Origin of the sequence: Sphingobium sp. PNB, assembly GCF_019873065.1 — a bacterium.
Lineage (GTDB): Bacteria > Pseudomonadota > Alphaproteobacteria > Sphingomonadales > Sphingomonadaceae > Sphingobium > Sphingobium fuliginis.
In genome coordinates, this window is record NZ_JAINEZ010000044.1 from 13217 (window position 1) to 35147 (window position 21931).

21 protein-coding genes and 2 tRNA genes are annotated in these 21931 nt (G+C 66.3%); 15 read left to right on the forward strand and 8 right to left on the reverse strand.

Annotated elements, in window-relative coordinates; translation table 11 throughout:
• Positions 1-69 precede the first annotated feature (69 nt).
• The 6 genes from K7W03_RS15445 to mnmA form a co-directional block, all read right to left on the reverse strand.
• Positions 70-2193, reverse strand: coding sequence for a sodium-translocating pyrophosphatase (locus K7W03_RS15445; RefSeq protein WP_025548289.1), 2124 nt, complete (start codon positions 2191-2193; stop codon positions 70-72).
• A 229-nt stretch (positions 2194-2422) separates the two neighbouring features.
• A complete protein-coding gene (thiL, locus tag K7W03_RS15450) occupies positions 2423-3337 on the reverse strand; it encodes a thiamine-phosphate kinase (RefSeq protein ID WP_222886750.1) in 915 nt (304 codons plus the stop codon).
• 123 nt (positions 3338-3460) lie between these two features.
• Positions 3461-3907, reverse strand: a complete 447-nt coding sequence (gene nusB, locus K7W03_RS15455; RefSeq protein ID WP_025548292.1) for a transcription antitermination factor NusB — start codon at positions 3905-3907, stop codon at positions 3461-3463.
• 66 nt (positions 3908-3973) lie between these two features.
• Positions 3974-5263, reverse strand: coding sequence for a histidinol dehydrogenase (hisD, locus tag K7W03_RS15460; RefSeq protein ID WP_222886751.1), 1290 nt, complete (start codon positions 5261-5263; stop codon positions 3974-3976).
• Between the two features lie 120 nt (positions 5264-5383).
• A complete protein-coding gene (gene hisG / locus K7W03_RS15465) occupies positions 5384-6046 on the reverse strand; it encodes an ATP phosphoribosyltransferase (RefSeq protein WP_025549747.1) in 663 nt (220 codons plus the stop codon).
• A 132-nt stretch (positions 6047-6178) separates the two neighbouring features.
• A complete protein-coding gene (gene mnmA / locus K7W03_RS15470) occupies positions 6179-7285 on the reverse strand; it encodes a tRNA 2-thiouridine(34) synthase MnmA (RefSeq protein WP_044661219.1) in 1107 nt (368 codons plus the stop codon).
• A 124-nt stretch (positions 7286-7409) separates the two neighbouring features.
• Here mnmA and K7W03_RS15475 point away from each other — a divergent pair, with 124 nt between their 5' ends.
• From K7W03_RS15475 to K7W03_RS15485, 3 genes are all read left to right on the forward strand, one after another.
• On the forward strand, positions 7410-7706 hold the full coding sequence (locus K7W03_RS15475; RefSeq protein ID WP_025549749.1) for a hypothetical protein: 297 nt from the start codon (positions 7410-7412) through the stop codon (positions 7704-7706).
• 108 nt (positions 7707-7814) lie between these two features.
• Positions 7815-8114 (forward strand): DUF1153 domain-containing protein, encoded by a 300-nt coding sequence (locus K7W03_RS15480; protein WP_007687284.1) that lies wholly within the window; start codon positions 7815-7817, stop codon positions 8112-8114.
• Between the two features lie 158 nt (positions 8115-8272).
• Positions 8273-8527 (forward strand): GlsB/YeaQ/YmgE family stress response membrane protein, encoded by a 255-nt coding sequence (locus tag K7W03_RS15485; RefSeq protein WP_025549750.1) that lies wholly within the window; start codon positions 8273-8275, stop codon positions 8525-8527.
• Between the two features lie 59 nt (positions 8528-8586).
• On the opposite strand, the gene K7W03_RS15490 is transcribed toward K7W03_RS15485, so the two are convergent.
• Positions 8587-8835, reverse strand: a complete 249-nt coding sequence (locus tag K7W03_RS15490) for a GlsB/YeaQ/YmgE family stress response membrane protein (protein ID WP_025549751.1) — start codon at positions 8833-8835, stop codon at positions 8587-8589.
• Positions 8836-9021: 186 nt separating this feature from the next.
• Between K7W03_RS15490 and K7W03_RS15495 the strand changes: the two genes are divergently transcribed.
• From K7W03_RS15495 to K7W03_RS15550, 12 genes are all read left to right on the forward strand, one after another.
• Positions 9022-10194, forward strand: a complete 1173-nt coding sequence (locus K7W03_RS15495; protein ID WP_222886752.1) for an efflux RND transporter periplasmic adaptor subunit — start codon at positions 9022-9024, stop codon at positions 10192-10194.
• Positions 10195-10246: 52 nt separating this feature from the next.
• Positions 10247-13405, forward strand: a complete 3159-nt coding sequence (locus tag K7W03_RS15500; RefSeq protein WP_025549753.1) for an efflux RND transporter permease subunit — start codon at positions 10247-10249, stop codon at positions 13403-13405.
• Between the two features lie 175 nt (positions 13406-13580).
• Entirely contained in the window at positions 13581-14705 is a 1125-nt protein-coding gene (locus K7W03_RS15505) for an 8-amino-7-oxononanoate synthase (RefSeq protein ID WP_222886753.1), read from the forward strand.
• Positions 14702-15319, forward strand: coding sequence for a dethiobiotin synthase (gene bioD / locus K7W03_RS15510; protein WP_222886754.1), 618 nt, complete (start codon positions 14702-14704; stop codon positions 15317-15319). Before K7W03_RS15505 ends, bioD begins: the two co-directional genes overlap by 4 nt.
• Before the next feature lie 110 nt (positions 15320-15429).
• Entirely contained in the window at positions 15430-17457 is a 2028-nt protein-coding gene (locus tag K7W03_RS15515; RefSeq protein WP_222886755.1) for a M13 family metallopeptidase, read from the forward strand.
• Between the two features lie 253 nt (positions 17458-17710).
• Complete coding sequence (locus K7W03_RS15520; protein ID WP_373278244.1) at positions 17711-18094, forward strand: hypothetical protein; 384 nt, start codon at positions 17711-17713, stop codon at positions 18092-18094.
• Between the two features lie 56 nt (positions 18095-18150).
• Positions 18151-19440: an adenosylmethionine--8-amino-7-oxononanoate transaminase gene (locus tag K7W03_RS15525; RefSeq protein WP_222886756.1), complete on the forward strand. Its 1290-nt coding sequence runs from the start codon at positions 18151-18153 to the stop codon at positions 19438-19440.
• Between the two features lie 59 nt (positions 19441-19499).
• A complete protein-coding gene (infA, locus tag K7W03_RS15530) occupies positions 19500-19718 on the forward strand; it encodes a translation initiation factor IF-1 (RefSeq protein WP_003049127.1) in 219 nt (72 codons plus the stop codon).
• Positions 19719-19730: 12 nt separating this feature from the next.
• On the forward strand, positions 19731-20303 hold the full coding sequence (locus K7W03_RS15535; RefSeq protein WP_222886757.1) for a Maf family protein: 573 nt from the start codon (positions 19731-19733) through the stop codon (positions 20301-20303).
• Between the two features lie 6 nt (positions 20304-20309).
• Positions 20310-21299: a hypothetical protein gene (locus K7W03_RS15540; RefSeq protein WP_061938618.1), complete on the forward strand. Its 990-nt coding sequence runs from the start codon at positions 20310-20312 to the stop codon at positions 21297-21299.
• Entirely contained in the window at positions 21289-21483 is a 195-nt protein-coding gene (locus tag K7W03_RS15545; protein WP_076605773.1) for a DNA gyrase inhibitor YacG, read from the forward strand. Before K7W03_RS15540 ends, K7W03_RS15545 begins: the two co-directional genes overlap by 11 nt.
• A gap of 51 nt (positions 21484-21534) precedes the next feature.
• Positions 21535-21610, forward strand: a tRNA-Phe gene (locus tag K7W03_RS15550).
• A gap of 180 nt (positions 21611-21790) precedes the next feature.
• Here the strand turns inward: K7W03_RS15550 and K7W03_RS15555 are convergent.
• Positions 21791-21865, reverse strand: a tRNA-Thr gene (locus K7W03_RS15555).
• Positions 21866-21931 lie beyond the last annotated feature (66 nt).

Consider the following 21931-nt stretch of genomic DNA (forward strand, 5'->3'; position numbering starts at 1 on the left):
ATAATATAATGGCCCCGCCTTTCTATAGGGCGGAGCCATTTTGCTGTCTTTCCCTTTTTTAACGGGGCATTACGCGCCGTGCGCCAGGGCGGCCAGCAGCAGCAGGGCGACGATGTTGGTGATCTTGATCATCGGATTGACCGCGGGGCCAGCCGTGTCCTTGTACGGATCGCCCACCGTATCGCCGGTCACGGCCGCCTTATGGGCTTCGCTGCCCTTGCCGCCATGATGGCCGTCCTCGATATATTTCTTCGCATTGTCCCAGGCCCCGCCGCCGGAGGTCATGGACAGCGCGACGAACAGGCCGGAGACGATGACGCCCAGCAGCAACGCGCCCAGGGCCGCAAAGCCGTTGGGCGTGCCAGCCACCGCGGAGATCGCGAAATAGACGAAAATCGGCGCCAGCACCGGCAGCAGGCTGGGCACGATCATCTCCTTGATCGCGGCGCGGGTGACGAGGTCCACCGTACGGGCATAATCGGGACGCGAGGTGCCCTCCATGATCCCCTTGTTGGTGGCGAACTGGTCGCGCACGTCCTTGACCACGTCGCCCGCCGCGCGGCCCACCGCCGTCATGCCCATCGCGCCGAACAGATAGGGCAGCAGCGCGCCCAGCAGCAGGCCGACGATGACATAGGGGTTGGAGAGGCTGAAATCGACCGGCTCGGTCAGGCCGAGAGCCGAGTTGTAGAATTTCAGATCCTCCGTATAGGCGCCGAACAGCACCAGCGCGGCCAGGCCCGCCGATCCGATGGCATAGCCCTTCGTCACCGCCTTCGTGGTGTTGCCCACGGCGTCGAGCGCATCGGTCTTGACCCGCACGCTGTCGTCGAGATGCGACATTTCCGCGATGCCGCCCGCATTGTCGGTGACGGGGCCATAGGCATCCAGCGCCACCACCATCCCGGCAAGCGCCAGCATCGCGGTCGCGGCGAAGGCGATGCCGATCAGGCCCGCAAGCTGATAGGCGACGATGATGCCGACGACGATCACCAGCGTCGGCAGGGCCGTCGCCTCCAGACTGACGGCCAGCCCCTGGATGACGTTGGTGCCATGGCCGGTTTCCGAAGCGCGGGCGATGCTGCGCACCGGACGGTAGTTGGTGCCGGTATAATATTCGGTGATCCAGACGATCAGGCCCGTCACCGCGAGGCCGACCATCATCGCCCAGAACAGCGCCATGCCGGTATACCCACCCGCGCCGTCCAGATCGGCGCCGAAACGGGCGTTGAGGTCGCCCAGCGCGAACTGCGTCACGGCATAGAGCGCCGGGATGGACAGGATCGCGGTGGTCCAGAACCCCTTGTAGAGCGCGCCCATGATCGACTGGCTCGCGCCCAGCCGCACCATATAGGTGCCGATGATCGAGGTGATGATGCATACCCCGCCGACGATCAGCGGCAATGACATCAGGCGCATCAGGAAGGCGTTGTCGACGCCCGTCACCAGCAGCGCGGTCAGCACCATGGTCGCGCCGACCGTCACCACATAGGTTTCGAACAGGTCGGCCGCCATGCCCGCGCAGTCGCCGACATTGTCGCCCACATTGTCGGCGATGACGGCGGGGTTGCGTGGATCGTCCTCCGGAATGCCCGCTTCCACCTTGCCGACCAGGTCCGCGCCGACATCGGCCGCCTTGGTGAAGATGCCGCCGCCAAGCCGCGCGAAGATGGAGATGAGGCTGGCGCCGAAGGCCAGCGCGACGAGGGAGTCGATCACGATCCGGTCGTCGGGCGCATGGCCCGCGGGTCCGGTCAGATACCAGAAGAAGACGCTGATCGCGAGCAGGGCCAGCCCCGCCACCAGCATGCCGGTGATGGCGCCCGCCCGGAAGGCGACGGTCAACCCGCTTTGCAGCGTGCCGCGCGCGGCCTCGGCCGTGCGGACATTGGCGCGGACCGAGATGTTCATGCCGATGAAGCCCGCCGCGCCCGACAGGATCGCGCCGATCAGGAAGCCGACCGCCGATGTCACGCCAAGGAAGAAGAAGACCAGCGCCGCGACGACGACGCCGACCATGGCGATGGTCGTATATTGGCGGCCGAGATAGGCCTTCGCCCCCTCCTGAATCGCGCCCGCAATCTGTTGCATGGTTTCATTGCCGGCGGACGCCGCCAGCACCTGTCGACTGGTGATGAGGCCGTAGAGCACGGCCAGCAGGCCGCACCCTATGGCAATCGTGACAATCTGCATGGATGTTCCTCTCCCCCTGTTATGCCTGTCATCGGCCGCTCCGCAGGGAATGACGGGCGGGCGAAGGGCGTAAGGGCGGGCGGCCGGAACATGCGCTTCCGGCGTCGGGCACCGCGTCAATCAGCATCGTAGCTCACGCACATCATGCGGTCCTACCGGGCTGAGAAAGGTCGGGGGTGAAGCTACAGGGCGGACGGCGTGCGTCAACCCGTTACGATATTAAGGCAAATCAGCCATGTTCCCAGCCGAGCCGGTCCGGCAGCGGGATCGCCACGCCGTCTATCGTCAGCGTCAGTCCCCCGCCTTTGGCGAAGCGGCCGACGGGAATAGCGCGCACGGGCGGCTTCACCGCGGCGGGAAGGGCGAAGAGCAGTTCATAATCGTCCCCCGCCCGAGCCGCGGCGATCTGGACGGCGTTGCTGGCCCCGCGCGTCGCCTCCAGCGCGGGGGAGAGCGGGATATGGTCGATGGTGACGGCAAGGCCGCTCGCCTCCGCCATGCGGGCGGCGTCGATCAGCAGGCCGTCGGACACGTCCATCATCGCATGGACATGGCGGGCGAGCAGCGCGCCCTCCGCCAGACGCGGACGCGGGCGGCGATAGGCCTCCACCAGCGGCCCCGAAGCGCCGGGCATGTTCCTGAGCAGGTCGAGGCCCACGCCCGCATCCCCCACAGGACCGGTCAGATAGAGCCGGTCGCCGGCCTTCGCGCCACTCCGCGCCGGGATCGGGCCGGTCGCTTCGCCCAGCGCGGTCAGGCTGTAGCTGCGCGGGGCGCCCCGGGGCATCTGCACCGTGTCGCCGCCCAGCAAGGGCATGGCATGGCGGCCAAGCGCCTCGCCCAATCCTTCAAGGAAGGCCGCGTCCCAGGCGTCGTCGCCGGACAGCGCATAGTTGAGCAGGCAGCCGACCGGCTTCGCGCCTTTGGCAGCGAGGTCGGACAGGTTCACGGCGGCCAGTTTCCAGCCGATGTCGGCGGGCGGATCGGCCGGCAGATAATGCACCCCCTCCACCATCGTGTCGCTGGTGAGGATCAGGCGGGCGCTGCCGATTTCGAGGACCGCCACATCGTCCCGCAAGCCCTGGGCGGCGGGATCGTTCGCCAGCAGGCGGAGAAGGGTCAGGAAACGGGATTCAGCGGACATTGAAATGAAATCCGTTCACCCTGAGCTTGTCGAGCCGAAGGCCGGCGAAGCCAACGGCTTTTTCTTCTTTTTAAGGACGTGAAGGGCTTCGACAAGCTCAGCCCGAACGGATATTTTCTGTTCCTATTTCCGCACATCCTTGGCCACGGCGTCCAGCAGCCCGTTCACGAAACCCGCCTCGCGCTTGTCGTAGAAGGCATGGGCGACGTCGACATATTCGCTGATCACCGTGCCGGTCGCCACATCCTTGCGGGCGAGCAGTTCATACGTCCCCGCGCGCAGGATCTGCCGCATCGGCTTGTCGAGCCGCTCCAGGCTCCAGCCCTTGGAGAGCCGCGCCACGATCAGCCCGTCAATCTCCTCGCGCCGCCGGTCCACGCCCTGCACGACATCGTCGAAGAAGCTTTCCTCCGCCTGCGCATAGGTGACATCCTCTATGGTCGCGCCCAGGCGGTGCTGGTGGAATTCATGCAGCAGCAGGTGGAGCGGCGTGCCCTCCATCTCAAGCTGGTAGAGCGCCTGCACCGCGGCGAGGCGCGCGGCGGAGCGGGATTTGGAGCGGTCGTTCATAGTCTTTCCATAACCGTTCGGGCCGAGCCTGTCGAAGCCCTTTGCCGAACGCAGCGAGGGGGGAAATTATTTCAAACGCAGCGCCACCGAAGCCGCATGGGCCGGAAGCCCCTCCGCCTCCGCCAGCGCGAAGGCGGCGGGGCCGATGGCGTCGATGCTGCTCTGGTTGAGGCTGAGGAAGCTGGTGCGCTTCATGAAATCCAGCACCGAAAGGCCGGAGGAGAATCGCGCCCGGCGGCCGGTCGGCAGCACATGGTTCGGCCCGGCGACATAATCGCCCACCGCTTCCGGCGTCATCCGGCCCAGGAAGACGGAACCGGCATGGCGCACCTGCTTGAAGAGCGCGTCGGGATCGTCGACCGCCAGTTCCAGATGCTCGGCGGCGAGGCGGTCGACCAGCGGCATGGCTTCCTCGAAGTCGCGCACGACGATGATCGCGCCATTGGCGTTCCAGCTCGCGGTCGCGACCGCCTGCGTGGCGAGCAGGGGCAGGCGTCTTTCCACCGCCCCCGCCACCGCATCGGCAAAGGCCGCGTCGTCGGTGAACAGGATCGACTGGCTGGTCGGGTCATGCTCCGACTGGCTGAGCAGGTCGGCGGCGATCCAGTCGGCATCGTTCTTGCCGTCGGCCACCACGACGATCTCGGACGGGCCCGCGACCATGTCGATGCCGACCACGCCGTAAAGCTGGCGCTTCGCCTCCGCCACCCAGGTGTTGCCGGGGCCGGTGATGACGTCGACCGGCCTGATCCGGTCCGTGCCATAGGCCAGCGCCGCCACCGCCTGCGCCCCACCGACGCGCCAGATCTCCTCGATCCCGGCGATGGCGGCCGCGGCCAGCACCAGCGGGTTGATCTCGCCATGGGGGGTGGGCGTGACCATGGCGATGCGCTCGACGCCCGCGACCCTGGCGGGGATGACGTTCATCAGCAGCGAACTGGGATAGGCCGCCCGCCCGCCCGGCACGTACAGTCCAGCCGCATCCACCGCATTCCAGCGCGCGCCGAGACGGACGCCCGCCGCGTCCACGCTGTCGCTGTCCTGCGGCTTCTGCTTTTCATGATAGGCCGCGATCCGCGCCGCCGCGAGTTCCAGCGCGTCGCGCAATTCGGTCGAAAGGCCGTCCAGCGCCTTGCGGCATTCGGCGGGTTCGACCGCCCAGCCGCTAACGTTCAGGTCATGCCGGTCGAAACGGCTGGTATAGTCGGCCAGCGCCGCATCGCCCTCGGCGCGCACGCGCTTCAGGATAGCGGTGACGTCGCGCGACACATCCTCATCGGCCTCGCGCCGGGCATCGACCAGGGCGGCGAAGGCGGCTGCGAAATCGCTGTCGGCGGTAGAAAGGCGGAAGGTCATGGGCGCACCCTTTCCATTGCCGTCATCCCCGCGGAGGCGGGGATCCATCTCCCATAAGACGCACCAAGCGCAACGTGCGGGAGACGGGTTCCCACCTGCGCGCGAACGACGGTGAAGGGATCACGCCGCATCCTTGACCCCCACGGCCTTGCGGAAGGCATCCACCAGCGGCGTCAGTTCCGCCGATCGCATCTTGAACGCGGCGCGATTGACGATCAGCCGCGCCGACACCTGCATGATGACGTTGGTTTCCACCAGCCCATTGGCCTTCAGCGTCGCGCCCGAGGACACAAGGTCCACGATCCGCCGCGACAGGCCCAGCGAAGGGGCCAGCTCCATCGCGCCGTTCAGCTTCACGCATTCCGCCTGAATGCCACGCGCCTCATAATATTTGCGCGTCAGGTGGGGATATTTGGTCGCCACGCGCACATGGCTCATCGCCGCTTCGTCCTCGTCGGCAAGACCTTCGGGTTCCGCCACCGACAGGCGGCAATGCCCCATGTCGAGGTCGACGGGCGCATAGATTTCCGAATAGTCGAACTCTTCCAGCACATCCGATCCGACGATGCCGATCTGCGCCGCGCCATGCGCGACGAAGGTCGCCACGTCGAAGGCGCGCACGCGGATGATCGACACGTCCGGCCGGTTGGTGGCGAAGCGCAGCGCGCGGCTCTTCTTGTCATGGAATTCCGCCTCCGGCTCGATACCGGCTTTGGCAAGCAGGGGCAGCGCCTCATCGAGAATGCGGCCCTTGGGAATGGCGAAGGTGAGCGGACGAGTCATGACGCGCGGGCCTTACTTGCGAAAGCCTGAAAGAACAAGGTCGCGCAGGCCCACCCCCAACCCCTCCCGCCTGCGGGAGGGGAGCGAGACTTGCCATGCCGCAGGCGTAGCTTAGTCGCAGCGGGGAGGGGCTTACGCCGCCTCCGCCAGCGCCGCTTCCGTCGCTGCGATCCAGCCGCCGCCCAGCACCCGGTCCCCGGCATAGAGCACCGCCGCCTGCCCCGGCGCGACGCCATATTCGGGCGCGTCGAAGACCAGCCGCTCACCCTCCAGCCGGGCCGGGACGGGTTTGGCCATGGAGCGCACCTTGGCCGTCAAGGGCCCGGAAAAATCCCCGCCCAGCCAGTTGATGTCGCTCAGCCTTGCCGCCGAAACCGCGAGCGCCGCCTTCGGCCCGACGATCACCCGCCGCGCCTGCGCATCCAGCCGCACGACATAGAGCGGTTCGGCCTGGCCGCCGATCTCCAGCCCTTTGCGCTGGCCGACGGTATAGTGGATCATCCCCTTGTGCGTGCCCATCACGCGGCCGTCGATATGGACGATGTCGCCGCCCTCATCAGCGTCGGGCCGCAGCTTGCGCACGATCTTCGCATAGTCGCCGTCCGGCACGAAGCAGATGTCCTGGCTGTCGGGCTTCATCGCCACCGACAGGCCCAGTTCCGCCGCGATCTCCCGCACCTGCGGCTTGGGCAGGCCACCCAGCGGGAAGCGCAGATAGTCGAGCTGCGCCTGAGTCGTGGCGAAGAGGAAATAGCTCTGGTCCCGCGCCGGATCGGCGGCGCGATGCAGTTCGGCGCCCTGCGCTCCCTCCACCCGACGCACATAATGGCCGGTGGCGAGACAGTCCGCGCCCAGATCGCGGGCTATTGCAAACAGATCGGTGAACTTCACCCCCATATTGCACTTCACGCAGGGGATGGGCGTGCGCCCGGCCATATATTCGTCGGCAAAATCAGCGATCACCGAATCCCGGAACCGGCTTTCATAATCAAAGACATAATGGGCGATGCCGATGCGATCCGCGACCGCCCGCGCGTCGCGTATGTCCTGCCCGGCGCAGCAGCTTCCCGTCCGCCCCACCGCCGCGCCATGATCGTAGAGCTGGAGCGTGACGCCGATGGTCTCCGCCCCCGTGCGCGCGGCGAGCGCGGCGACGACGCTGCTGTCCACGCCGCCGGACATGGCGACGACGATGCGCCGCGCATCGAGCGGCTCGTTTAGCTGGAACTGGGGCTGCATGCGCGCGCATATAGTCGCCCGCCCTTCGGGGTGCCAGACGAATTCAACGTTTCGTCGCATTCCATACCCCATTTCGGGGGCAAATTTACCGGACCTTATCCTTTGCTCCGTAAACCGCTCTCCCATGGATCTGGGATTCCTCAGGACGGGCGGGCTCAAGGCCGGCTTCGTCAAGCCTTCGGGCCGGCGGCGCGTGCCGGTCTGGCCGTCCTTGCGGGCCGCTTCGGCGGCGGCGCAGGCGGCCAGCCCCACCGCGCAGGCGGTCGCAGGCGTCCTGCGGGGGCAGGAGATCGAGGGAGACTGGGTCCAGGAACTGGCCGATATTCTCGCGCCACGTTCCGGCGGCAAGATCGAGGCCGTGGGGCTCGCGGGCAGCTTTAACCCGTTGATCGCGAACCGTTTAAAGGTGGGGAAAGGATGATGAAGGGGGCGTTTACCGTGGCGCTTTAGGGCCTGTTCAGGGCTTGAAGCGCAAACAGGCAAGCACTGCTGAAATCGGCAACGCCAGTGCCGCTTATTGAGGGTGATAATGATCGAAAACCAGAAAATCAGACCTGCACAGGTCGTCGGGCCGCTTGGAGAACCCCTGACTCTGGAAAGCCTGCCGCCCGTCGATACGACTCGCTGGGTCGTGCGCCGCAAGGCTGAAGTCGTGGCGGCCGTGAACGGCGGCCTGCTGACCGTGGACGAAGCCTGCGCGCGCTATTCGCTGACGCTGGAGGAATTTGCGAGCTGGCAGCGCGCCGTCGACCGTTCGGGCATGCACGGCCTGCGCGTGACGCGCATCCAATATTACAAGTCCCTCTACGAACGGCAGCAGAAATACTGATCATCCGTTTCAGCAATGAAGGGTCGCACAGGAAGGCCGCCGGATATGTCATCCGGCGGCCTTCTTCTTTGTCAAGTGCGAAAGGGAACGTAACGCCGACTTCTCCGTTGAACAGATCAGCCCACCCGAAAGGGGCTATGGTCCAAGGAGAGTGAGAAATGGGCATCATCTTGTGGCTCGTTGTCGGCGGCATCATCGGCTGGCTTGCCAGCATGGTCATGCGGACCGACGCACAACAGGGCATCCTGCTGAACATCGTCGTCGGCATCGTCGGCGCGTTCATCGGCGGCCTGATCTTCAGCGGCGGTTCGATCAATGACGGCCTGACGCTTTACAGCTTCCTCGTGTCGCTGGTCGGCGCCATCATCCTGCTCGCGATCGTCAATCTGGTCCGTCGCGGTTCGGTCCGCTAAACAGCGCCGGAGACGATCAAAAGGGCCGTGCCCCGAAAGGGCGCGGCCCTTTTTTGCGTTCAGCCCCGCCCGGAGAAGAAGCGATAGAGCGCCAGCACGCCGATCGCCCCCAGCACCGCCGCGATGAAGCTCGCCTGCTCGCCGGGCGCATAGACGCCCAGCAGCCGCCCGACATAGCCCGCCAGCAGCGCGCCGGCGATGCCCAGCAATATGGTGACGACGCAGCCGCCCGGATCGCGCCCGGGCATGACCAGCCGCGCGATGGCACCCGCGAACAGGCCGACCATGATCCATCCGAGCAATTCCATCGCCGCCCTCCAGCCGCCATACAGGGCATAGCGCCATAGTCGTGCCGCTTTGGCAAGGGCCCGCAGGCGCGGCGGAAGGGCTTTGCCGTCCTCCGCACCGCCGTGATAATGGGGGCTTGAGCCGGGTGATGTATTCATATAATACAGCAACCCGAACGGCGCCTATGGCCGAAAGATGGGTTCAGGATGAATTACGAAACTTCATTGGTCGGCGACGCTCCGGCAGATGTCCTTGGCGAGCAGGAGGAACGCTCCGTCTGGCGCCGTCGGCTGACGATCGGCGCCGTGATCGCGATCATCCTGATCGCCGCCGCCACCTGGGTCAGCATGCACGGCAAAGGGGCGGAGGCGCCCGCCGGCGCCGTGCAGGCGCCGGTCGTGACGGTGATCAGCCCGGGCCGGTCGACCGTATCGAACACCGTCAGCGCCACCGGATCGCTCGCGGCGCGGGTGGAGATGCCGGTGGGCGTGGTCGGGGAAGGCGGCGCGGTGACGCGCGTGCTGGTCCAGCCGGGCGACTGGGTGCGCGCCGGCCAGGTGCTGGCGACGGTCGAACGCTCCGTCCAGACCGAGCAGATCCGCTCCCTCGCCGCGCAGGTGGAGGTCAACCGCGCCGACGCCAAGCTGGCGCAGGCGCAGCTCGACCGCGCCCGGGCGCTGGTGTCGCGCGGCTTCATCAGCCAGGCCGACATCGACCAGCGCACCGCCACCCGCGACGCCGCCAATGCCCGCGTCAGCGTCGCCATCGCGCAGCTGGCCGAACAGCGCGCCCGCACTGGCCGCCTCGACATCCGCGCGCCCGCCGCGGGCCTGGTGCTGACCCGCGCGGTGGAACCTGGCCAGATCGTGAGTTCGGGCAGCGCCGTGCTGTTCCGCATGGCGAAGGGCGGGGAGATGGAGATGCTGGCCCAGGTCAGCGAGGGCGATCTGGCCGCGATCCGTCCGGGCAACAGCGCCACCGTGACCCCGGTCGGCGGCACGGCGCAATTTGCCGGGCGCGTCTGGCAGGTGTCGCCGGTGGTCGACAATCAGACCCGGCAGGGCATCGCCCGCATCGCCATCCCCTATAATCCGGCGATCCGTCCGGGCGGCTTCGCATCCGCCGCGATCGTCAGCGGCACCGGCTCCGCGCCGATGCTGCCGGAATCGGCGGTGCAGAGCGACGAGAAGGGCAATTTCGTCTATGTCGTCAACGGCCGGGACGAGGTGCAGCGGCGCGACGTCAAGATCGGTCAGGTGACCGATGCGGGCGTGTCGATCCTGAACGGCCTCAACGGCGACGAACGCATCGTGGCTTCGGCCGGCGCGTTCCTGACGCCGGGGCAGAAGGTGAAGCCGGAAGCCGGCAAGTCGAAATGAAGCGGCGGGATGCGTCTGACCGGCGCATCCACCGGCAGGCGAGGAAGCCGTCATGAGTTTTCGTAATATCTCCGCCTGGGCCATCCGCAACCCGGTGTCGCCGATCGTCCTGTTCGTCGCGCTGCTGCTGGCCGGCCTGGTCAGCTTCAGCCGGATGGACGTCAACCAGAATCCCGACGTCAGCTTCCCCATGGCCAGCGTCGTCGTGCGCCAGCCCGGCGCCGCGCCGACGGAGCTGGAGACGCAGGTGACGCAGCGCGTCGAGGCCGCCGTGCGCGGCATCAGCGGCGTGGACGAGATCACATCCTGGGTGTCGGAGGGCGAATCCAACACCAATGTGCAGTTCCAGATCGGCACGCCCGTCGACCGCGCCGTCAACGATGTGAAGAACGCCGTCGACCAGATCCGCAGCGACCTGCCCGAAGGGATATTGGAGCCGCAGGTCAGCCGGGTGGACATCGACGGCGGGCCTATCGCCTATTTCAGCGCCGAAGCGACCGACATGACGCTGGAGGAGCTGTCCTGGTATGTCGACAATACGGTGGCGAAGCGGCTGCTGGCCGTGCCGGGCATGGCGGCGGTCAAGCGCGGCGGCGGCGTGTCCCGCGAAATCCGCGTCATATTGGACCCGGCCAAGCTGCAGTCGCATGGCATCACGGCGTCCCAGGTCAACCAGCAGCTTCAGCAGGTGAACCTCAACGCGGCGGGCGGCCGCACCGAAATCGCGGGCGCCGAACAGGCGATCCGCGTGCTCGGCAACGCCCGCGACGCCTATGCCCTGGGCCAGACCCAGATCGCCATTTCCGGCGGCCGCACCGTCAAGCTGGCCGATCTGGCCGACGTGCGCGACATGTATGCCGAACAGCGTTCGCTGTCCCTGATGAACGGGCGGCAGGTGACCAGCTTCAGCATGGAAAAGGCCAAGGGATCGTCCGACGTCACCGTCTTCGACGAGGCGATGAAGGTGCTGGACCAGCTCCGGAAGGAAAATCCGAAGGTCCAGTACAAGCAGCTCTACACCAGCGTCGAATATACCAAGGGCCAGTATCACAGCGCCATGCAGGCGATGATCGAGGGCGCGGTGCTGGCCGTCGTCATCGTCTTCCTGTTCCTGCGCGACTGGCGGGCGACCATGATCTCCGCGCTCGCCATTCCGCTGTCCGCGATCCCGGCCTTCTGGTTCATGGACATGATGGGCTTCACGCTGAACGGCATCTCGCTGCTGGCGCTCAGCCTGGTGGCGGGCGTGCTGGTCGACGACGCCATTGTCGAGATCGAGAATATCGTGCGCCACATGCGCATGGGCAAAAGCGCCTATCAGGCCTCCATCGACGCCGCCGACGAAATCGGCCTCGCGGTGCTGGCGACCACCATGGCGATCGTCGCGGTGTTCCTGCCCGTCGCGCTGATGCCGGGCATTTCGGGCCAGTTCTTCATTCAGTTCGGCATGACCGTGGTGGTCGCGGTGCTGCTCAGCCTGGCCGTCGCGCGCCTGATCACGCCGATGATCGCGGCCTATTTCCTGAAGGCGCATGGCCAGGAAAGCCATGGCGAGGGCTGGCTGATGGACGCCTATATGGCCGTGCTGCGCTGGTCGCTGGACGAGCGCAAGGCCGTCGCCCATCGCGCCCGGGGCGGCATGGCCCGCTTCACCGCCTGGATTCGCGACCACCGCATCTGGACGCTGGGCATGGGTTTCCTGGCCTTTGTCGCCACGATTTTCGCCTTCGGCACGCTGCCCATGTCGTTCCAGCCGACGATCGACACCGATTTCAGCCAAGTGAAGATCGAAACCGTGCCCGGCAGCACCCTGCAACAGACGACGGCGATCACGCGCAAGGTCGCGGACATGCTCGCCGCCGACAAGGATATGGTAGAGGCCGCCTTTGCCGACATCCAGACGACGGGCGCCGACATCTTCCTGACATTGAGGAAGGACCGGCCCATCTCCTCCGTCGAATGGGAACGCAAGGTCGCGCCCAAATTCCAGCAGGTGGCCGACGCCCGCGTCAATTTCCAGTCGCAGTCGGGCGGCGGCTTCGGCCGCGACATCATCATCATGTTCGGCAGCGACGATCCGGTGAAGCTGGAGGAAACCGCCAACAGGCTGGTGGCGGAAATGGCGGGCATCCATGAAATCCGTGCGCCGCGGGTGGCGGGCGACATGAACCGGCCGGAAATCGTCATCAAGCCGCGCTTCGACCTGGCCGCCAGCCTGGGCGTCACCACCGCCGCGCTCAGCCAGACGATCCGCGTCGCGACGATCGGCGACATCGACCAGAACAGCGCCAAATTCTCGCTGTCCGACCGGCAGATTCCGATCCGCGTGGCGGTCGCGGAAAACAGCCGTCGCGACCTTGCGACGATCCAGAACATGCCGGTGCCCACGGTCAGCGGCGGGTCTGTACCGCTGAAGGTCGTGGCCGACATAGAATTCGGCGCGGGTCCGACGCAGATCCGCCGCTACAACCAGATCCGCCGCATCGTCGTGGGCGCGGACCTGGCGCCGGGCATCGTCACCAGCCAGGCCATGGCCAAGATCGACGCCCTGCCGACCATGAAGGCCATCGCCGCCGGCAAGATACTGGGCGTGCAGAAGCTGAATACCGGCGACAGCAAGTGGCAGGCGGAGATGATCCAGAATTTCGTCATCGCCGTCATTTCCGGCATCATGCTGGTGCTGGCGGTGCTGACGCTGCTCTACAAGCGGCTGATGCCTCCGTTCGTCAACCTGGGGTCGCTGCTGCTGGCGCCGCTGGGCGGGGCGGTGGCGCTGCACCTGACCGGCAATCCGGTGTCCATGCCGGTGCTGATCGGCCTGCTGATGCTGCTGGGCATCGTCGCCAAGAACTCGATCCTCGTCATCGACTTCGCGCTGGAGGAAATGGGCAAGGGCGTGCCGAAGCTGGAGGCGATCATCGACGCCGGGCACAAGCGCGCCCAGCCCATCGTCATGACCACCGTGGCGATGGTGGCGGGGATGGTGCCCACGGCCCTGTCGCTGGGCGGCGACGGCGCATGGCGCGCGCCCATGGGCATCACCGTGATCGGTGGGCTCATCCTCTCGACCGTGCTGACGCTGGTGATCGTGCCCGCGACATTCAGCCTGGCGCTGGGGATCGAGGAATGGGTCGGCCCGCGCCTGGGCCGCCGCCTGTTGACCTACAAGCCCGGCGACAACCGCGCTGCGACGGCGCAACCGGCGGAATAGGGTGGTTTCTGCCTTTCAGCTTTTCTCATAATGCGCCGTGCTCCCGCGAAGGCAGGGGCACGGTTCACCTGAACCGAACGCGAACGCCCGCTATCCGCCCCACCGTGCCAAAGCCGGACGGCGGATCGGCGGTCGGGCTTGCCCGCTCCCGCTCCGCGGGCCTATAGGCCGCGCCATGACCAGCGAACCCTTCCGTTCGCAGCTCGCCGCGCTGGAAAAGCGCGGCCGCCTGCGCAGCCTGACGCCTCGCGCGGGGCGCGACTTCGCTTCCAACGACTATCTCGGCTTGGCGGGCGATCCGATTATCGGTCAGGCCGTGGCCGATGCCGTGGCGCGCGGGGTGCCGGTGGGGTCCGGCGGATCGCGCCTGCTGCGCGGCAACGCGCCCGAACATGAAGGGCTGGAGGCGAAGGCCGCCGCTTTCTTCCGCACCCAGGCGGCGCTGTTCATGGCCAACGGCTTTGCCGCCAATCTGGCGCTGTTCTCCACCCTGCCGCAGCGCGGCGACCTGATCGTCGCGGACGAGCTGATCCACGCCAGCGTCCATGACGGCATCCGCATGTCGAAGGCCGCGGCCGTCTTCGCCCGCCACAATGATGTGCAAAGCTTTGCCGACCTGATCGCCGCCTGGCGGCAGGAGGGCGGCAAGGGGCGGGTGTGGATCGCGGTCGAAACGCTCTATTCGATGGACGGCGACGTGGCGCCGCTCGGCGACCTCGCAACGCTGGCGGCCAGGCATGACGCCATGCTGATCCTGGACGAGGCCCATGGCACCGGCGTCTTCGGCCCTTCCGGACGGGGCCTGTCGGCCGGGCTGGACGGGCTGCACAATGTCGTGACGCTGCACACCTGCGGCAAGGCGATGGGCGTGGAGGGCGCGCTGATCTGCGGGCCGCGCATTCTGATCGATTACCTCATCAACCGGGCGCGCGCCTTCATCTTCTCGACCGCGCCGTCGCCGCTGATGGCGGTGGCGGTCTCCGCCGCGCTGGACCGGATCGAGCAGGCGGGCGACCTGCGCGAGCGGCTGAAGACGCTGATGGTCGATGCGGGCGAGAATATCTGCGCGCCGCTCGGCCTGCCAAGCCCGCGCAGCCAGATCGTGCCGGTGATATTGGGCGAGGACCGCCGCGCCATGGCCACCGCCGCCGCCTTGCAGGAGGCCGGCTTCGACGTGCGCGGCATCCGTCCGCCGACGGTGCCGCCGGGCACCAGCCGGCTGCGCATCTCGCTGACGCTGAACGTGGGGCGCGCCGACATCGCCGCCCTGGGGGACATTTTGCGGCGGGTGGCGGCGTGAGCGGCTTCATCGTCACGGGCACCGATACGGACATCGGCAAGACGGTCTTTGCCGCCGGCCTGGCGGGTGCCCTTGGCGCCCATTATTGGAAGCCGGTGCAGGCGGGCGTCGATCCGGAGGGCGACAGGGAGCGGGTCGCCGCGCTGTCGGGCCTGCCTCCGGCGCATATCCTGCCCGAAGCCTATCGCCTCACCACGCCCGCCTCGCCCCATCTGGCGGCGCGGATCGACGGGGTAGAGATCGCGCTTGACCGGCTTGCCCTGCCGAAGGTGGACGGCCCGCTGGTGGTCGAGGGCGCCGGCGGCCTGATGGTACCGGTCAGCGACAGGATGCTGATGATCGACCTGTTCGCGCATTGGGGCCTGCCCGCGATCCTTTGCGCGCGGACGGGGCTTGGCACCATCAACCACAGCCTGCTCAGCCTGGAGGCCCTGCGGGCGCGGGCCATCCCCATCGCCGGCATCGTCTTCATCGGCGAACCGCATGAGGAAAATGAACGGATCGTTCCGCTGCTGGGCAAGGTTCCCAGCCTTGGCCGCCTGCCCTGTCTCGATCCGCTGGATGCGGGGCAGTTGCGGAGGGCTTTCGCAGCATCGATCCGTCTGCCCGGCTAAAGACCGGTGCGGCAAAGCGGAAAGCGCCCAAGTTTTTCGACAAACGACATGGACATCCTCGCTTCGAAGCGCTCAATTCCCTGCATCGCATAAAGCAAGGGAAAGCTTTGATGAAATATCTCCTCCTCGGCGCGGCGGCAGTTGCGCTGGCCGCAGGCGCGTCCGTGGCCCAGACCGGTCAGACGACCGATCCGGCCGCAAAGCCCACCTATGGCAGCTACGGCTTCGACAGCGCCGGCATGGACAGGTCGGTGAAGCCCGGCGACGATTTCTACGACTACGCCAACGGTAGCTGGGCGAAGAACACGCCCATCCCCGCCGACAAGTCCAATTACGGCGCTTTCAACACGCTGGACGATCTGTCCCGCGAACGGACCAAGGCCATTCTCGACGCCGCGCAGGGCGATCCGAACAGCAAGATCGGCAATGCCTATGCCAGCTATCTCGACGCCGCGACGGTGGAGAAGAAGGGCCTGACCCCCGTCAAGCCGTGGCTCGCGAAGATCGGGGCGGTGAAGGACAAGGCGTCCTATGCCCGGCTCGCCGCCGAAGCCGCCCGCGCCGGCATAGACGGCCCCTTCGGCTTCTACGTCAATCAGGACGACAAGGACCCGGAAACCTACATCCTCGTCCTGCACCAGTCGGGCCTGGGCCTGCCCGACCGCGACTTCTACCTGGAACCCGACGCCAAGATGGCGGCGATCCGCACCGCCTATGTCGCGCATCTGGAAAAGATGCTGACCCTCGCGGGAGAAAGTGATGCCAAGGCCCGCGCCGCCGCGCTGATGGCGTTCGAAACGGACGTGGCCAAGGTCCACTGGACCCAGGTCGACAGCCGCGACGCCGACAAGACCTATAACAAGATGACGCTGGCCGATCTGCAAAAGGCCGCGCCGGGCTTCGACTTCGCCGCCTTTTTCGCCGCCAACAGGCTCGCACCCAAGGATCTGCTGGTGTCGCAGCCCAGCGCCGTGGCCGGGGAAGCCGCGCTGATCGCCAAGACCCCGGTCGGCGTACTCAAGGACGCGCTGCTGCTGCGCACGCTGCACGGCTTTGCCGACCAGTTGCCGGACGCGGTCGCCAATGAGAATTTCGCCTTCTACGGCACCACCCTCTCAGGCACGCCGGAGCGTGAGGCGCGCTGGAAGCGGGCGGTGGACTTCCTCAAATCCTCCATGGGAGAGGAAGTGGGCAAGGTCTATGTCGCCAAATATTTTCCGCCCGAAACCAAGGCGGCGATGGACCAGCTCGTCAGGAATGTGATCGCCGCCATGGGCCGCCGCATCGACGGTCTCACCTGGATGAGCGACGCCGCCAAGGCCCGCGCCCACAAGAAGCTGGCCGCCTTCACGCCCAAGATCGGCTATCCCGACAAATGGCGCGACTATAGCGGCCTGACGATGCAGCGCGGCGACCTGTTCGGCAATGCGCTGCGGTCGAACCAGTATGAGTTCGACTATCAGATGGGCAAGCTCGGCAAGCCCATCTACCGCTGGGAATGGGGCATGACCCCGATGGAGATCAACGCCTACGCCAATTTCGGCATGGTGGAGATCGTCTTCCCCGCCGCCATCCTGCAACCGCCCTTCTTCGATCCCCATGCCGATCCGGCGGTCAATTATGGCGGCATCGGCGCGGTGATCGGCCATGAGCTCAGCCATCATTTCGACGATCAGGGCGCGAAATATGATGAGACCGGCAAGCTCAACCAGTGGTGGAGCGATCAGGACGTCGCCAATTTCAAGGCGCTGACCGACAGGCTGGTCAAGCAATATGACGCCTATGAACCCTTCCCGGGCGCGCATGTGAAGGGCGCCTTCACGCTGGGCGAGAATATCGGGGACCTGGCCGGAGTCGCGGTGGCGCTGGACGCCTATCATGCGTCGCTGGGCGGCAAGCCCGCGCCGGTGATCGACGGCACCACCGGCGATGAACGCTTCTTCCTGGGCTGGGCGCAGGTGTGGCGGCGCAATTATCGCGAACCCAATCTGCGCCAGCGGCTCGTCACCGATCCCCATTCGCCATCGCAATATCGTACCGACACCGTACGCAACTTCGATCAGTGGTATGCGGCTTTCAAGCCTGATGCAGGCGGCAAGATCTATCTTGCACCGCAAGATCGCGTGAAGATCTGGTAAGGATATGGACCGGGGCCGGAAGTGATTCCGGCCCCATTTTTCGTTCTTGCTACGTAATGATTTCATCGGACGATGAATCGTGAGTTACAGGCGATTAACCGCATTTTCTTTGTTGACCGTCTCTCAAATGCAACATTTTGTCGGATCGCCCTTTAATCGGTTCAACCTCTTCCTCAGCTTGGCGTTCAAAGTCTGTGCAAGTTTGAGGAGAAGCATTTTGACGGGTCTGAAATCAATCATTCTGAAAAGCGGCATGGCTTCGATCGCGCTGGCGGTTGCAGGCCCGGCGCTGGCGCAGGGCGCTGCCGCTCCCGCCGCCCCGGCTGCTCCAGCGGCGGCGGGCGCGAGCACGTTCAGCGATGCGGAGATCAAGCAGTTCGCCGCCGCTGCGGTCGAGGTGACGAAGATTCAGCAGGATACGTCCATCGCTGAAGCCGACAAGCAGCCCAAGATGCTGGCCGCGCTTCAGGCGTCCGGCATTCCGCCGGAAAAGTTCAACCAGATCGGCCAGGCGGCTGCGGCTGACCCCGCGCTCCAGCAGAAGATCCAGGCGGCGGCTCCGTCCGCGCCCGCCGCTCCGGCGGCGCCTGCGGCCGGTGCGGCTCCGGCTTCGCCGGCCGCGCCGCCCGCCCAGTAAGCGCGGCGTTGGAAGCATCATTGCATTGGGAGAGGTCATCGGCCTAAGCAGCGGCCATGACCTCTCCCGTCTGGCACCCTTTTTTCCAGCATGGCTTGAACGAGCCGATCCCCCTCGTCCGCCGGGCCGAGGGGGCTTTGCTGCATCTGGCCGACGGCGGCACGCTGATCGACTGCATTTCAAGCTGGTGGGTCACGACCCACGGCCATTGCCATCCCCGGATCGCCGCGGCGATCGCCGGGCAGGCCGGGCGGCTCGACCAGCTGATCTTCGCCGGCTACACCCATGAACCAGCGGAGGAGGTGGCGCGCGGGCTGATCGAACTGGCCCCCAGGGCCGCGGATCGCGACCCTCTCGCTCATGTCTTCTTCTCGGACAGCGGCTCCACGGCGGTCGAAGTGGCGCTGAAAATGGCGCTTGGCTACTGGCACAACCGGGCGCTGGACGGCCTTTCCGACCCGCGCCACCGCATCCTCGTCCTCCAGCACAGCTATCATGGCGACACCATCGGCGCCATGTCGGTGGGGGAACGCGGGGTCTATAACGCCGCCTGGTCGCCGCTGCTGTTCGATGTGGACACGATCCCCTTTCCCCATGAGGGCAAGGAACAGGCGACGCTCGACGCGCTGGAGGCCGCCTGCGCGCAAAGGCCGGCCGCCTTCATCGTCGAACCGCTGATCCTGGGGGCAGGGGGGATGCTGATCTACCCGCCTTCCGTCCTGCGGGACATGGCGGCGATCTGCGCGCGCCACGACGTCCTTTTCATCGCGGACGAGGTGATGACCGGCTGGGGCCGCACCGGCACCCTTTTCGCCTGCGATCAGGCCGGCGTGGTGCCGGACATCATGGCCGTGGCGAAGGGCATCACCGGCGGCGCGATCCCGCTCGCCGCGACGCTCGCCACGCCGCGCATCTTCGACGCGCACAGGTCCACCGACCGCGCCCGCCTTTTCTACCATTCCAGCAGCTACACGGCCAACGCCATAGCCTGCGCCGCCGCCGCCGCCAATCTCGCCATCTGGCGGGAGGAGGATGTGCTTGGCCGCATCGCGACTCTCGGTCAGGCCATGGCGGATCGACTCGAAGAACTCGGCGCGCATCCCGCCTTTGCGGGGCCTCGCCGGCTGGGCGCCATCGCCGCCATCGACCTGATCACGCCGGACGCCGGCTATCTGTCCGACGTCGCGCCGCGCCTGCGCGCCTTTGCCCATGAAAACGGCCTCTTGCTGCGGCCGCTGGGAAACACCATCTATCTGATGCCGCCCTATTGCCTTGACGCAGATCAGCTCGATCACGTCTTCGCGGTGCTTCAAAAAGCCGGTGAAAAGTTCGGACGTCCCGCCTGACTTTCTTTTTCCGCATTTTGGCGCTATGGCGGCGCGATTTTTCGGCTTTCCAGGATATTATGGCAAAAGAAGAACTGCTTGAAATGCGCGGACAGGTTGTGGAGCTTCTCCCCAACGCCATGTTCCGCGTGCGGCTTGAAAATGATCACGAGATCCTCGGCCACACCGCCGGCAAGATGCGCAAGAACCGCATCCGCGTGCTGGTGGGCGACGAAGTGCTGGTCGAACTCACTCCCTACGACCTGACCAAGGGTCGGATCACCTACCGCTTCAAATAAGCCGCCTCACGCATGCGGCTCATCCTTGCTTCGGCTTCTCCCAGACGGTGTGAACTTCTGGGTCAGATCGGCGCGTCTCCGGACGCGGTGGACCCGGCCGACCTCGACGAAACACCCCGGAAGGGCGAACTTCCCGCCGCCTACGCCGCTCGCGTCGCCGCCGAAAAGGGCGCGCTGGTGGCAGGGCGTCACCCCGGCGCCTTGGTCCTGTCTGGCGACACGGTGGTCGCCGCCGGTCGCCGCATCCTGCCCAAGACGGAAACGGAAGCCGAAGCGCGCGAGTGCCTCCAACTCCTGTCCGGCCGCCGCCATCGCGTCTTCAGCGCAATCACCCTGATCGACGCGGAGGGCAAGGCCCGCCACCGCCTCTCGACCAATATCGTCACGTTCAAACGGCTCGATCGCGCCGAAATCGAAGCCTATATCGCTTCTGAAGAATGGCGCGGCAAGGCGGGCGGCTATGCGATACAGGGCCGCGCCGCCGGACTCATCCGCGCCATCCAGGGCAGCCACAGCGCGATCATGGGTCTGCCCCTCTACGAAACCCGCGCGCTGCTAAAGGCAGCGGGCTATCCACTGGACTAACCGCACATGGCCGAATGGCTCTACGAAGAAGGCATTGGCGAGGCCCGCGCCGCGCTGATCGAAAAGGGCCGGCTGGTCGAAGCGCAGATCGAACGGGAAAGCGACGCCGCCCGTGCCGGTGCGGTGATGCAGGGCAAGCTGATCCGCACCGTCATCCCGAAGAAGCGCGGCATCGCCCGCCTGATCTCCGGCGAAGAGGTTCTGGTCGAACCCATCCCGCCGAAGATCGCGGAGGGCGCGACAATCCTCCTCGAAATCCTGCGCGAAGCCATCCCGGAGGAAGGGCGCGCCAAGCTCGCCAAGGCGCGCATCGCCCAGCCCGGCTCCAAGGCGCATCCTGCCCCAAGCCTGCTCCAGCGCCTGCGCGCCACCGGGCTGCCCATCGTCCCTTGCCCCGCGCATGAGGAAGACCGCTTCGAAGCCCATGGCTGGAGCGAACTGATGGAAGAGGCGATCTCCGGCGAGATCGGCACGGAGGAAGCGGCGCTGCGCATCTTCCCCACGCCCGCGATGATCCTGATCGACGTCGACGGCTCCCTGCCCCCGGCCAAGCTCGGCCCCAAGGGCGCGAAGCTGGCGGCGCAGGCGATCCGCCGCATGGGCCTGACCGGATCGATCGGCATCGACCTGCCGACGATGAACAACAAGGACGAGCGCGCCGTCGCCTCCGCTCAGATTGACAAATATCTGCCGCTCCCCTTCGAGCGCACGGCGGTCAACGGCTTCGGCTTCGTCCAGATCATCCGCCGCCGGGAACGCATGAACCTCATGGAACTGCTCCGCGCCGACCCGGTCGAGACGGCGGCCCTGGCGCTGCTGCGCCGCGCCGAGCGCCACGGCAATGGCGGCCCGGCGACGATCACGGCCGCGCCTGCGATCATCGACCGCCTGCACAAGGCGACCGACTGGATCGAACAGCTCGCCAAACGGCGCGGCGGCGTGATCGGCTTGAAGGCGGACGCGGCACTGACCATATCGGCCGGCCATGTCTCCTAAAGCCTCCTCCTGCCCGATTTGCGGCCAGCCCTCGCACCCTGAAACCCGCCCTTTCTGCGGAAAGGCCTGCCGCGATCGCGACCTTCTGCAATGGCTGGGCGAGGGCTACCGCGTCCCCGGCGCACCTGCTTCGGACGAGATGAAAAAAAGTGACGAAGATGGGGTAGACAGCACCCCGGCCTGATGCCTATAGGCACGCCTCACCAAACGACAGGTGGTCCTCACCGTCGCCCGTGCCCGGGTAGCTCAGTTGGTAGAGCATGCGACTGAAAATCGCAGTGTCGGCGGTTCGACTCCGTCCCCGGGCACCATTTCCCCAATATTCCATAGGCCTATGACCGTCGGGAATGACGGTATATATTTGGCCGGCTTGCGGTATATCGTCCACTGCCATCCGGGTGATGGCTCCGCGACGATACTGGCGCACCCGTTCAAACCACGCGCTTATTTCGGCTTTGGGAAAATCTGCATCACAGACAGATCAGGAAAAATGGTGCTGCCGGCGAGGATTGAACTCGCGACCTCAGCCTTACCAAGGATGCGCTCTACCACTGAGCTACGGCAGCACTATTTTCAGTTCCATCCGGCTTATCGCGCCGGCGGAGCCGGGCCTATGGCTGCCTCCTCGCGCC

What these genes read in the sequence shown, in the direction of transcription:
- K7W03_RS15445 (WP_025548289.1), bottom strand. Translation starts at nt 2,193, where the DNA reads ATGCAGATTGTCACGATTGCCATAGGGTGCGGCCTGCTGGCCGTGCTC.
- thiL (WP_222886750.1), bottom strand. Translation starts at nt 3,337, where the DNA reads ATGTCCGCTGAATCCCGTTTCCTGACCCTTCTCCGCCTGCTGGCGAAC.
- nusB (WP_025548292.1), bottom strand. Translation starts at nt 3,907, where the DNA reads ATGAACGACCGCTCCAAATCCCGCTCCGCCGCGCGCCTCGCCGCGGTG.
- hisD (WP_222886751.1), bottom strand. Translation starts at nt 5,263, where the DNA reads ATGACCTTCCGCCTTTCTACCGCCGACAGCGATTTCGCAGCCGCCTTC.
- hisG (WP_025549747.1), bottom strand. Translation starts at nt 6,046, where the DNA reads ATGACTCGTCCGCTCACCTTCGCCATTCCCAAGGGCCGCATTCTCGAT.
- mnmA (WP_044661219.1), bottom strand. Translation starts at nt 7,285, where the DNA reads ATGCAGCCCCAGTTCCAGCTAAACGAGCCGCTCGATGCGCGGCGCATC.
- K7W03_RS15475 (WP_025549749.1), top strand. Translation starts at nt 7,410, where the DNA reads ATGGATCTGGGATTCCTCAGGACGGGCGGGCTCAAGGCCGGCTTCGTC.
- K7W03_RS15480 (WP_007687284.1), top strand. Translation starts at nt 7,815, where the DNA reads ATGATCGAAAACCAGAAAATCAGACCTGCACAGGTCGTCGGGCCGCTT.
- K7W03_RS15485 (WP_025549750.1), top strand. Translation starts at nt 8,273, where the DNA reads ATGGGCATCATCTTGTGGCTCGTTGTCGGCGGCATCATCGGCTGGCTT.
- K7W03_RS15490 (WP_025549751.1), bottom strand. Translation starts at nt 8,835, where the DNA reads ATGGAATTGCTCGGATGGATCATGGTCGGCCTGTTCGCGGGTGCCATC.
- K7W03_RS15495 (WP_222886752.1), top strand. Translation starts at nt 9,022, where the DNA reads ATGAATTACGAAACTTCATTGGTCGGCGACGCTCCGGCAGATGTCCTT.
- K7W03_RS15500 (WP_025549753.1), top strand. Translation starts at nt 10,247, where the DNA reads ATGAGTTTTCGTAATATCTCCGCCTGGGCCATCCGCAACCCGGTGTCG.
- K7W03_RS15505 (WP_222886753.1), top strand. Translation starts at nt 13,581, where the DNA reads ATGACCAGCGAACCCTTCCGTTCGCAGCTCGCCGCGCTGGAAAAGCGC.
- K7W03_RS15515 (WP_222886755.1), top strand. Translation starts at nt 15,430, where the DNA reads ATGAAATATCTCCTCCTCGGCGCGGCGGCAGTTGCGCTGGCCGCAGGC.
- K7W03_RS15520 (WP_373278244.1), top strand. Translation starts at nt 17,711, where the DNA reads ATGGCTTCGATCGCGCTGGCGGTTGCAGGCCCGGCGCTGGCGCAGGGC.
- K7W03_RS15525 (WP_222886756.1), top strand. Translation starts at nt 18,151, where the DNA reads ATGACCTCTCCCGTCTGGCACCCTTTTTTCCAGCATGGCTTGAACGAG.
- infA (WP_003049127.1), top strand. Translation starts at nt 19,500, where the DNA reads ATGGCAAAAGAAGAACTGCTTGAAATGCGCGGACAGGTTGTGGAGCTT.
- K7W03_RS15535 (WP_222886757.1), top strand. Translation starts at nt 19,731, where the DNA reads ATGCGGCTCATCCTTGCTTCGGCTTCTCCCAGACGGTGTGAACTTCTG.
- K7W03_RS15540 (WP_061938618.1), top strand. Translation starts at nt 20,310, where the DNA reads ATGGCCGAATGGCTCTACGAAGAAGGCATTGGCGAGGCCCGCGCCGCG.
- K7W03_RS15545 (WP_076605773.1), top strand. Translation starts at nt 21,289, where the DNA reads ATGTCTCCTAAAGCCTCCTCCTGCCCGATTTGCGGCCAGCCCTCGCAC.